The following is an 11,381-nucleotide window of genomic DNA, read 5'->3' as shown; positions in this document are numbered from 1 at the left end:
ATTCTCATTTTTATTTAACGCGCAATAGCCAGATGCACAGAGTCTGAAAAATTTGTGGGGAATCAACAAAAAGGAAGAAAAACGGCCCCGAATGGGGCCGTTGAAGCGTGATGCTTAGTTGTTGCGGCGCAGGAAGCGGAAGATACCCAGCACGACAATGGCGCCCACAACGGCAACCAGGAAGCTGTGCATATCAAAGCCCATCGCGCGATCGCCAAAGCCCAGCGTGGTGGCAATCCAGCCGCCCACGACCGCACCGACGATCCCCAGCAGGCAGGTCAGAATAAAGCCGCCGCCGTCTTTCCCCGGCATAATCAGTTTGGCAATAACACCCGCAATAAGACCAAAAATAATCCAGGCAATAACACCCATTTTCACCATCCTCCAATTAAAAAAACCTCAAAAAAAGCGCCGACATTCTGCGCCGCTAATGTTTCAAGTATAGGTAATTACTCTTAAAAATCTCGCCGCCGCGCTTATATTTTATTCATATGCTGAATATGTTTGACCTGAACAGGCCCTTCCCGCCCGCACGCCGCGCAGAAAGCGAACAAAAATTTTTTTTACCGGGGCTGAAGTTTCCTGGACGTAAACCGATAACAACCAGACGGTTTATCCTCCAGAAGAGATAGCAGATGAATCAATACCCTTCGCAATTCCTGAAACAAAACCCGCTGGCCGTTTTGAATATTCTGCGCGATCTTCATCGCGATGACGTTCCGCTACGCGTCTCGTGGGGAAGCGGGCAATTTATCAGTCGCCTTCTGGAGGTGAGCAAAACCGCGCTGATAGTCGATTTTGGCAGTCAGGAATACGAGAACCGCGCAGTACAGCGGGTGGAAAACGTCACCATCACCGCCGAAACCGCCGGCGCTAAAATGGAATTCACGGTGACACAGTTGCAGGCGGGAGAATATCAGGGGCTGCCGGCGTTTATTGTTCCCGTTCCGCCGACACTTTGGTTTATACAGCGACGTGAGTATTTCCGCATCGCGGCCCCGCTGCATCCGCCCTACTTTGGCAAAGCCCAACTCCCTGGTAATCAGGCGCTGCATTTTCGGCTTTTTGACCTGTCGCTGGGAGGGATGGGGGCACTGCTGGAGAGTCAGCCGGAAAGCCATTTACAGCCGGGAATGCGTTTTTCCCAGCTGGAGCTGGATATGGGGCAATGGGGAAAATTTCATTTTGATGCGCAGCTGATTGCGGTCAGTGAGCGAAGAGTGGTCGATCATAAAAACGAAACGGTGAGTACGCCACGGTTGAGTTTGCGTTTTCTCAACGTTAACCCGGCGGCAGAACGCTCGCTCCAGCGTATTATTTTTTCGCTGGAGCGAGAAGCGCGTGAACGCGCCAACAAGGTTCGCGACTAGTTACATCGCATCCATCGCTTTCTGCATTTTCCAGATATAGCGCGGCGCCTGCGGAGCCGGATGGTTTTCGACGACGTGTTCGAAGAACTCGTCTTTATCCAGATCGTTGATTTTGCTGATCGCTTTTTTGCGATCGGAGGAGAACGTCCGCAACAGCGCGCCCGCGCCGTTGGCATAAGAGACCATCAGCGCGTACTGCATCACTTCCGGGTCCTTAATGCCTGCCAGCGAGCCATGTTCCAGTATGCTCAGATAAGCCGCCCCCATGGAGATATTACGCTCCGGGTTTTTCAGCTCGCTGGTTGACGGTTGACCGCTCCAGCCCATATGCCGGTAAACGTCCAGCCCGGAGGTGGACGCCTTCAACTGCATCAGGCCGACGGCGTTGGATTTACTGACCAGATTCGGATTGCCGCCAGACTCGACCGCAATGATGGCGGTGATCAAACGCGGGCTTACGCCCCACGCCGCACCGGCTTTTTCGCTAATCGGCATCCATTGCATTGCGCGCTTCACCGGCACCTGTGGGTCCCAGGGCGGATTTTTGTAATCCTGTTTTGAACTGCATCCGGCAAGTAACACAATTAAAAAAGCAAACCATCTCAATTTCACGCAACTATCCTTTTTAGCTCAAGTATGTCGCCAGTAATGACAATAACGGGTTCAGGCGGCATGATACTCGTTTCGTTCTCTGCAAGGAATTGCCATGTCACAGTTTCATCTGATCGCCCCGTCGGGCTACTGCATCAATCAATCCGCCGCCGAAATGGGCGTTAACCGACTGATAAGCGCAGGGCATCAGGTCAACCACCAGCAGGTCATTCCCCGGCGCAGCCAGCGCTTTGCGGGCGTCGAAAGTGAACGTCTTGCCGATATCAATCAACTCGCTGAACTAAAAGGTAAAAATCAGATAGTGCTGGCGGTACGCGGCGGCTACGGCGCAAGCCGTCTGCTGGATGCCATCGACTGGCCGTCGCTAATCGCGCGCCAGCAGCAGGATCCACTACTTATCTGCGGCCACAGCGATTTCACTGCCATTCAGATGGGGCTGCTGGCAAAAGGTGACGTCATCACCTTCAGCGGGCCGATGCTGGCGGGGAATTTTGGTGCAGAAGCCCTGAACGACTTTACCGTGCATCACTTCTGGCAGGCGCTGCGCAATGAAAGCTTCACGCTTGAGTGGGCGGGCGACGGTCCGCAGTGCCGCGAAGAAGGCAAACTGTGGGGCGGGAATCTGGCGATGCTGACGTCGCTGGTGGGTACGCCATGGATGCCGCAAATCAGCGACGGTATTCTGGTGCTGGAAGATATCAACGAACATCCCTTCCGCGTGGAACGCATGCTGCTGCAACTGTTGTACGCCGGTATTCTACCGCGTCAAAAGGCCATCGTGCTCGGCAGCTTCACCGGCGCTACGCCGAATGACTACGACGCGGGTTATGATTTGCAGACTATGTACGACTATTTGCGTTCAAGGCTGGCGATTCCGGTCATCAGCGGGCTCGATTTCGGCCACGAGCAGCGCACCGTCACGCTGCCGCTGGGGGCGCAGGCGAAGCTGGTACACTCGGCAGACGCAACCACACTGACCATCAGCGGGCATCCGGTCCTTCGTTAAGGCTTATTGGTGGGATGTTGCAACATATATAGCATCCCATAAATCCACACATTCCCTTTCTAAATATAATTAAAATATCTTAAAGCCTTCGTAAGAAATAATAACAAAAGCTCCCTTAAGGCCAATTTAAAATGAACCGCCATTTTAAATCCTTCACTTAATACGAGTCTTTTTATATGGAAATAAAAGCTTTCAGACGAATATTTTTAATCCCAATATTAATTCTGATTTATGGTTTTTGGCAGTTCTGGCGTCTCGGCGGCACGCCTTCGGGGCACAATTCCTCAGCTGCGCTCCGCGCAGGTCTCTCCGTCTTTGCGGGTCTCTGTAGCGCAGGCTCCATTCTCATCTGTCTTCTGGCGATGGTGATTTGCTATTTGAGCGTAGTCGCGTCGCGTACCTCGCAAAATAAATTGATTGCCACATTTACCCTGTGCCGGGGCATTATCCCCATCTTTATGCTGCTGATTATGATCTTTAACGGGCTGGGGATTGTCCTGTTAGTGGGCGGTGAGTTGGCCTGGTTGGTTTCGCTCTCGCATTCCGGTCACGGGTCAGAAAAAGTATTTGTGATGGCGCTCTTTGCTATTGGCGCCATATTGTGGATGCTGTTGAAAAGCATGTTTTCCATCCGTCGCTGCTTTGCTTTCTTTAAGCGCGAAGAAAGTCATATTCACGGCCACTCCGTCTCTGAGGAACAATCGCCGCAGCTGTGGGGCTGGGTGCGCGAACTGGCACAAAAAAGCCAGGTCGTTATGCCAGATAATATCGTGGTCGGTTTCTTTGACTGTTTTTATGTCACCGCCAATAACGTTCGTCTGAACAGCGGCGATCTGCTGACCGGTAATACCCTTTATTTACCCCTCACTTACTCATCGTTGATGGATAAAGACGAGGTGGCTGCGGTTATTGGCCACGAACTGGGCCATTTTACCGGGCAGGATACGCAGTACAGTTTACGTTTTGCCCCGGTTTATGCCGGGTTTGAAAATACGCTACAGCAGATGGCAAATAACTCAAACGGTGTGGCGTGGATTGACCGCATCGTGTTGCATCCTGCACTGGATATGGGCCTGTGGTTCCTGATTAAGTTTCACGAAACCGTCAGCTACTGGAGCCGCATTCGTGAGTTCGCCGCTGACCAAACTGGTGCACGGGCCAGCTCGCCGCAGGCACTTTCCAGCGCACTGCTGCGTATTTCTGCGCTATCAGAGATGGTCGGCAACTATCTCAACACAGTGATGTCAGGTAAAGAACAGACACAGCAGGAGTGGATAAGCGGCCTGCTCGGCGAAGCGAGCAAATCAAATACCTTCGATGTGCAGGCGTGCCTGGAACATGAGATTCAGCACCCGACAGACAGCCACCCGGTCACGCGCGCGCGTATTGAGGCGCTGGACGTTAAAATAGACGACAGCCTGATTGCGCACGCGACTCGCCAGGTGTCCGAGGGTGATTTTGCCTCTCTGGGCGCGTTATTCGGCGGGCTGGAAGGGGTGCGCGCGTCGATGTCACAATCTCTGACGGAAGAAGCCGTCCGGTATAATACAGAGCACCAGCAGATGCTGGAATCGCACGCGGTACTGGCGACGGAAAGCTGCGAAATCTGGCGCGACAACAAGAAAAAAGTGTTGCTGCAAAGCGCGGGGGCTGTGTTCCTCATGGTGATAGGTTTCCTATCTCTTTTTGCGCCAACCAGCTCCGGTTTTTCCCTATTTCTCATTACCCTGGCCTGGTTATTAGCGATTATGACTTTCATGTTGTATCGCTCCGGTCAAAAACCGCTCTATACCTTCACGCCAACGCACATTGAGTGTAGCGATCTGGATAAACCTATTGAGTGGACCGCCATTACTGACTTTGACGTTGAGGAACGTCATGAAGCGTTGCGCATCGTGTTGAGCTGGCGGGAGGGCTATCAGCCGCCGAAGAAACTCAGGCGTATGGTGCGCGGCGTGGAAAACCGGGGTGTGGGCAAACTCTTTGCGCTGATCGTCTATGCGAATATGCGTAAAGCACAGGATGGAACGAAAACAGAAATCTCTGCGGTCAGCGTGATTGAAGAGTTTCAGCAGTATCTGCGTTCGGCCCATGCGCGACAGGAACTTAAAGAGAACCGCTAACGCCATAACCTACAGCGTCGCCCGGTCGAGTTATCGGGCGACGCTGTAAAATAAAAAAACATTCAATCCTCTTATTGTTCCCCTGTTCACGCGCTAATTATGATAACTTTTTGTAACTAGCTTGTTCGTTATCGGGGAGTACGTGAACATTGGACGCCGCGGCAGTCATTAGTCTCTTTATTTTGGGTTCAGTCTTAGTAACCTGTAGCATTCTTTTAAGTTCATTCTCTTCCCGCCTCGGTATCCCGATTCTGGTTATCTTCCTCGCCATTGGCATGCTCGCAGGCGTAGATGGCATCGGCGGCATTCCTTTCGATAATTATCCGTTCGCTTATATGGTGAGTAACCTCGCGCTGGCGGTGATCCTGCTGGATGGCGGGATGCGCACCCAGGCGAGCTCATTTCGCGTCGCCCTTGGCCCGGCGCTGTCGCTGGCCACGGTAGGCGTGTTAATCACTTCGGGGCTGACGGGTATTGCGGCGGCGTGGCTGTTTAATCTTAACTGGATTGAAGGCCTGCTGATTGGCGCGATTGTCGGTTCGACGGATGCGGCGGCGGTGTTCTCTCTGCTGGGCGGTAAAGGGCTGAACGAGCGTGTCGGCTCGACGCTTGAGATTGAATCCGGCAGCAACGACCCGATGGCGGTCTTTCTGACCATCACCCTGATTGAGATGATCCAGCAGCATGAAACAGGGTTAAGCTGGATGTTTGCCGTGCATATCATTCAGCAGTTTGGTCTGGGTATTCTGATTGGCCTTGCGGGCGGTTATTTGCTGTTGCAGATGATTAACCGCATCACCCTGCCAACCGGGCTGTATCCGCTGCTGGCCCTCAGCGGCGGGATCATGATTTTCGCCATTACCACCTCGCTGGACGGCAGCGGCATCCTCGCCGTGTACCTGTGCGGTTTCCTGCTGGGTAATCGGCCTATTCGTAACCGCTTCGGTATCCTGCAAAACTTCGACGGGCTGGCGTGGCTGGCGCAAATCGGCATGTTCCTGGTACTCGGTCTGCTGGTGACACCGTCTGACCTGCTGCCGATTGCCGCTTCCGCCCTGCTGCTGTCGCTGTGGATGATCTTCTTCGCCCGCCCATTATCGGTGTTTATCGGCCTGCTGCCGTTTCGCGGTTTTAACCTGCGCGAGCGCATTTTCATCAGTTGGGTGGGTCTGCGCGGCGCGGTGCCGATTATCCTCGCCGTATTCCCGATGATGGCCGGGCTGGATAACGCGCGTCTGTTCTTTAACGTCGCCTTCTTCGTGGTGCTGGTATCGCTGCTGCTTCAGGGCACCTCACTCTCCTGGGCGGCGAAACGCGCCAAAGTGGTGGTGCCGCCCGTTGGCTGGCCGGTGTCGCGCGTCGGGCTGGACATTCACCCGGAAAACCCGTGGGAACAGCTTATTTATCAGCTGAGCGCCGACAAATGGTGCGTGGGTGCCGCGCTGCGTGACCTGCATATGCCGAAGGATACGCGCATCGCCGCGCTGTTCCGCGATAACGTTCTGCTGCACCCGAACGGCAGCACACGCCTGCGCGAAGGTGATATTCTGTGCGTGATTGCCCGCGAGCGTGATATTCCGGCGCTCGGTAAACTGTTCAGTCAGTCACCGCCGGTAGCGCTGGATCAACGTTTCTTTGGTGACTTTATTCTCGAAGCCAGCGCCAAATTCGCCGATGTGGCGATGATTTACGGTCTCGACGGTGTCGAAGAGTTTCGCGATAAACAGCAGTCGCTGGGCGAGATCGTTCAGCAGCTGTTAGGCGCCACGCCGGTTGTCGGTGATCAGGTAGAGTTTGCCGGAATGGTGTGGACGGTCGCGGAGAAAGCCGATAATGAAGTGGTCAAAGTCGGGGTTAAAGTTGCAGAAGAAGAGGCGGAATAACCGCCTGAGATTGCCTGATGCGCTTCGCTTATCAGGCCTACAGGGAATTGGCGATCGTTTGTAGGCCGGATAAGGCGTTTACGCCGCATCCGGCAAAACAGACGCGAGATAAGTTACACCGTCACAACCGGTACACGCGGTGCCAGCGCGCACATTAACTCGTAGCCCACAGTGCCCGCACAGGCGGCAACGTCATCGATTTTGATGCCGTTGCCCCACAGCTCTACCGGCGCGCCGATTCCTGCATTGGGGCACGGCGTCAAATCCACCGCCAGCATATCCATCGACACCGTTCCTACCGTGGAGGTACGCACGCTGTCTACCATCACCGGCGTACCCGACGGCGCAATACGCGGATAACCGTCCGCATATCCACAGGCAACAATACCTATTCGCTGCTCCTGCGTGGCGGTATAGCGGCTACCGTAGCCCACCGTGTCGCCCGGTTTGAGGTTTTGCACGGCGATAATCTGACTGCTCAGGGTCATCACTGGTTTAATACCGCTGTTGGCCACATCCTGCCACTGGCCGGAAGGCGAAGCGCCATAGAGAATAATGCCCGGCCGCACCCAGTCATAATGCGTTTCAGGGTGCCAGAGCGTTGCTGCCGAATTGGCAAGCGAGCGCGGGCATTCCAGCCCCTCCGCAGCCTGCTCGATTCGCTGCATCGGCCGTTCGACGCCCTCGCTTTTTTCTGCTTCCGCGAAGTGCGACATCAACGTCATCGCGCCGACGTTCGGCACTTTACGCAGGATCTGCCATACGGTACTGACGCGATCCGGCGTAAACCCGAGCCGGTTCATACCGCTGTTCACTTTCAGATAGATATCCAGCGGAGCGTTTAACCGGGCGTCCTGAATCGCTTTGATCTGCCAGTTACTGTGAACACTGGTCGTTAAGCGATACTTATCAAACAGTTCCAGCTCATCGGCGTGGAAGAACCCTTCCAGCAGCAGAACAGGACCTTTCCATCCCCACTCACGTAGCTGGATGGCATCTTCCAGATTGAGCATCGCGAAACCGTCTGTTTCGCGTAATGCGCCCCAGACGCGCTTCAAACCGTGCCCGTAAGCGTCGGCTTTAACCACCGACCAGACGCGTGATTCCGGAGCCGCCCGGCGTACAACGTTCAGGTTCTGCCGCAGCGCCGAAAGATCGATGCTGGCTTCTACAGGACGAGACATGCCTTCTCCTTAATGATGAGCGCCGTGCAAATGTTGAGGACGCGACGGCGTAAAGCCCGGCGAGTAACGCGCCACGCTTAGATCATCATAAGGAATGGCAGGCGTCCGCCCGGAGATTAAATCGCTGATTAACTGCCCGGAACCGCAGGACATGGTCCAGCCCAGCGTACCGTGGCCTGTGTTCAGCCACAGATTTTTGAATGCGGTTTTGCCAATAATTGGCGTGCCATCCGGCGTCATGGGGCGCAGGCCGGTCCAGAACGTGGCTTGCTCAATATAGCCGCCGCGCGGGAACAGATCGCCCACCACCATTTCCAGCGTTTCGCGGCGCGGTTGCAGCAGTTCGGTATTGAAGCCGACAATTTCCGCCATCCCGCCAACGCGAATACGATTATCAAAGCGGGTAATGGCAATTTTGTAGGTTTCATCAAGGATAGTCGAAACCGGTGCGCCCGCCTCCTCCTTCACCGGGATGGTGAGGGAATACCCTTTCAGCGGATATACCGGAATATCCACCAGCCCTTTGAGCATCGCGGTGGAATAGGAACCAAACGCCATCACGTAAGCATCGGCTTTAATCAGTTCATCGCCGCACTTCACGCCATAGATGTGCTCACCTTCCCGCAGCAGCGCATCGACCGGCGTGTTATAGCGGAAAGTGACGCCCGCGTTTTCAGCCATCTGCGCCAGACGCTGAGTGAAGAGCTGACAGTCGCCGGTTTCATCATTCGGTAAACGCAGGCCGCCCGTCAGTTTGTGCGCCACGCCCGCCAGCGCAGGCTCAACCTCGGCAAGTCGGGCTGACTCCAGCAGTTGATACGGCACGCCCGCATCTTCCAGCACGGCAATGTCGCGCATCGCGTTTTCATACTGCTGTGCGGTGCGGAAAAGCTGCAACGTGCCGCCCTGACGACCTTCGTAGGCAATCCCGGTGGATTCACGTAGCGCTTTCAGGCAATCGCGGCTGTACTCCGCCAGACGCACCATGCGGCCTTTGTTCTCCATGTAGTGCCGCGTGTCGCAGTTGCGCAGCATTTGCCACATCCATTTCAACTGGAACTGTGTGCCATCGAGGCTAATCGCCAGCGGCGCGTGGCGCTGGAACATCCATTTAATCGCCTTCAGCGGCACGCCGGGTGCCGCCCAGGGCGCAGCGTAACCGGGGGAGATCTGCCCGGCATTTCCGGCGCTGGTCTCCATCGCCGGGCCCACTTCACGATCGATAACCGTAACCTGGTGTCCTGCCTGACTTAAATACCAGGCGCTGGTCACGCCTACTACGCCACTTCCCAGTATGACAACGTGCATAGCTACTCCAGAATCGAAATGAGTAAAAGAACAATCTTCTGATTACAAATTGATAACCCAGATGAAAATATTATTCAACATAGGCTTTTTTTATGGTGACGTAGTTCACATACAGCCCCGCCAGCGCTGGCATGCGAGAATCAACATCTCCTGCTGAGCAATAATTTTACCCAGCATAAAATGCCGCATAATTGTAAAAATATCGTCATCAAAATGAAGAAATCGCGAAGAAAAAAATTGGCGCTTGTTACAGTTTTTCGCAGGTGTTCTATTCTTTTACAGAGGCTCTCCAGACAGAGAGAGTCGCCAACAATGAGGGCGCGCTAATGGCAACGATTGATTCGATGAATAAGGACAGCACGCGTTTAAGCGACGGACCCGACTGGACATTTCCCCTGCTGGAAACCTATCTGGTTGAGATAGACCGGGTAGCCAAACTCTACCGGCTGGACACCTACCCCCATCAAATCGAAGTCATTACCTCTGAGCAGATGATGGATGCCTATTCCAGCATCGGGATGCCGATAAACTACACCCACTGGTCGTTCGGCAAGAAGTTCATTGAGACCGAGCGGGCCTATAAGCACGGCCAGCAGGGGCTGGCCTATGAGATTGTGATTAACTCCAATCCCTGTATCGCGTATCTGATGGAGGAGAACACCATTACTATGCAGGCGCTGGTGATGGCGCACGCCTGCTACGGGCATAACTCCTTCTTTAAAAACAACTATCTGTTCCGCAGCTGGACAGACGCCAGCTCCATCGTCGATTACCTGCTTTTCGCCCGTAAATACATTAGCGAGTGTGAAGAGCGCTACGGCGTAGATGAAGTGGAAAAGCTGCTCGACTCCTGCCACGCGTTGATGAACTACGGCGTGGACCGCTACAAACGTCCGCAAAAAATCTCGTTGCAGGAGGAGAAAGCCCGGCAGAAAAGTCGCGAAGAGTATCTGCAAAGCCAGGTGAATATGCTGTGGCGCACTCTGCCGAAGCGTGAAGAGGAGAAAACGGTGGAATCCGCACGCCGTTATCCTTCCGAACCTCAGGAGAACCTGCTGTACTTTATGGAGAAAAATGCCCCATTGCTGGAGCCGTGGCAGCGCGAAATCATGCGCATTGTGCGTAAGGTGAGCCAGTATTTTTATCCGCAGAAACAGACGCAGGTAATGAACGAAGGCTGGGCCACGTTCTGGCACTACACCATTCTCAACCATCTGTACGACGAAGGGAAAGTGACCGAGCGCTTTATGCTGGAGTTTCTGCACAGCCACACCAACGTGGTCTTCCAGCCGCCTTATAACAGCCCGTGGTACAGCGGTATTAACCCGTATGCACTGGGCTTTGCCATGTTCCAGGATATCAAACGTATCTGCCAGACGCCGACGGAGGAAGACCGCTACTGGTTCCCGGATATGGCCGGTTCCGACTGGCTGGAAACGCTGCATTTTGCGATGCGCGATTTTAAAGACGAGAGTTTTATCAGCCAGTTCCTGTCACCGAAAGTGATGCGTGATTTCCGCCTGTTTACGGTGCTGGATGACGATCGCAATAACTATCTGGAGATCTCGGCGATCCACAATGAAAGCGGCTATCGCGAAATCCGCGCCCAGCTTTCATCGCAATATAATCTCAGTAACCTGGAGCCGAATATTCAGGTGTGGAATGTGGATCTGCGCGGCGACCGTTCGCTGACGCTACGTTATGTGCCGCACAACCGCGCGCCGCTGGATAAGGGCCGCCGGGAAGTGCTCAAGCACGTGCATCGTCTGTGGGGCTTTGAAGTGCATCTTGAGCAGCAGAACGCGGACGGCAGCGTTGAGTTACTTGAACGTTGCCCACCGAGACCGAGCGCCTTGTGATACAAAAAAGCCTCTCAATTGAGAGGCTTTTTCTAT

The 11,381-nt window shown here is 54.3% G+C and carries 8 protein-coding genes and 2 pseudogenes; 5 read left to right on the top strand and 5 right to left on the bottom strand.

Annotation, left to right across the window (positions count from 1 at the left end):
- Positions 1-114: 114 nt before the first annotated feature.
- Positions 115-372, bottom strand: a complete 258-nt coding sequence (locus ACWWFX_RS07515) for a GlsB/YeaQ/YmgE family stress response membrane protein (protein ID WP_015964103.1) — start codon at positions 370-372, stop codon at positions 115-117.
- A 263-nt stretch (positions 373-635) separates the two neighbouring features.
- Between ACWWFX_RS07515 and ycgR the strand changes: the two genes are divergently transcribed.
- On the top strand, positions 636-1,370 hold the full coding sequence (gene ycgR, locus ACWWFX_RS07510; RefSeq protein ID WP_473223512.1) for a flagellar brake protein YcgR: 735 nt from the start codon (positions 636-638) through the stop codon (positions 1,368-1,370).
- Here the strand turns inward: ycgR and emtA are convergent, their stop codons facing one another.
- Complete coding sequence (emtA, locus tag ACWWFX_RS07505) at positions 1,371-1,982, bottom strand: membrane-bound lytic murein transglycosylase EmtA (RefSeq protein WP_015964101.1); 612 nt, start codon at positions 1,980-1,982, stop codon at positions 1,371-1,373.
- Between the two features lie 94 nt (positions 1,983-2,076).
- Here emtA and ldcA point away from each other — a divergent pair, with 94 nt between their 5' ends.
- The 3 genes and pseudogenes from ldcA to ACWWFX_RS07490 form a co-directional block, all read left to right on the top strand.
- Positions 2,077-2,988, top strand: coding sequence for a muramoyltetrapeptide carboxypeptidase (ldcA, locus tag ACWWFX_RS07500; protein WP_473223511.1), 912 nt, complete (start codon positions 2,077-2,079; stop codon positions 2,986-2,988).
- A gap of 377 nt (positions 2,989-3,365) precedes the next feature.
- A complete protein-coding gene (locus ACWWFX_RS07495; RefSeq protein WP_473223510.1) occupies positions 3,366-5,111 on the top strand; it encodes a M48 family metallopeptidase in 1,746 nt (581 codons plus the stop codon).
- A 149-nt stretch (positions 5,112-5,260) separates the two neighbouring features.
- A pseudogene (locus tag ACWWFX_RS07490) lies at positions 5,261-6,976 on the top strand (potassium/proton antiporter); the annotation flags it as partial.
- Here the strand turns inward: ACWWFX_RS07490 and ACWWFX_RS07485 are convergent.
- The 3 genes and pseudogenes from ACWWFX_RS07485 to ACWWFX_RS07475 form a co-directional block, all read right to left on the bottom strand.
- A pseudogene (locus ACWWFX_RS07485) lies at positions 6,932-7,042 on the bottom strand (hypothetical protein); the annotation flags it as partial. The pseudogenes ACWWFX_RS07490 and ACWWFX_RS07485 overlap by 45 nt on opposite strands.
- A gap of 65 nt (positions 7,043-7,107) precedes the next feature.
- A complete protein-coding gene (dadX, locus tag ACWWFX_RS07480; RefSeq protein ID WP_276219950.1) occupies positions 7,108-8,178 on the bottom strand; it encodes a catabolic alanine racemase DadX in 1,071 nt (356 codons plus the stop codon).
- A gap of 9 nt (positions 8,179-8,187) precedes the next feature.
- Complete coding sequence (locus tag ACWWFX_RS07475; protein ID WP_149462762.1) at positions 8,188-9,486, bottom strand: D-amino acid dehydrogenase; 1,299 nt, start codon at positions 9,484-9,486, stop codon at positions 8,188-8,190.
- 326 nt (positions 9,487-9,812) lie between these two features.
- On the opposite strand from ACWWFX_RS07475, the gene ACWWFX_RS07470 reads away from it, so the two are divergent.
- A complete protein-coding gene (locus ACWWFX_RS07470) occupies positions 9,813-11,345 on the top strand; it encodes a SpoVR family protein (RefSeq protein WP_015964096.1) in 1,533 nt (510 codons plus the stop codon).
- Positions 11,346-11,381: the final 36 nt, after the last annotated feature.

The organism is Pseudocitrobacter sp. 2023LY-00077, assembly GCF_055796175.1.
This window is presented reverse-complemented; position numbering and strand designations above follow the sequence as displayed.

Coding starts and splice junctions, on each gene's coding strand:
- ACWWFX_RS07515 (WP_015964103.1), bottom strand. CDS start 372: ATGGGTGTTATTGCCTGGATTATTTTTGGTCTTATTGCGGGTGTTATT.
- ycgR (WP_473223512.1), top strand. CDS start 636: ATGAATCAATACCCTTCGCAATTCCTGAAACAAAACCCGCTGGCCGTT.
- ldcA (WP_473223511.1), top strand. CDS start 2,077: ATGTCACAGTTTCATCTGATCGCCCCGTCGGGCTACTGCATCAATCAA.
- dadX (WP_276219950.1), bottom strand. CDS start 8,178: ATGTCTCGTCCTGTAGAAGCCAGCATCGATCTTTCGGCGCTGCGGCAG.
- ACWWFX_RS07475 (WP_149462762.1), bottom strand. CDS start 9,486: ATGCACGTTGTCATACTGGGAAGTGGCGTAGTAGGCGTGACCAGCGCC.
- ACWWFX_RS07470 (WP_015964096.1), top strand. CDS start 9,813: ATGGCAACGATTGATTCGATGAATAAGGACAGCACGCGTTTAAGCGAC.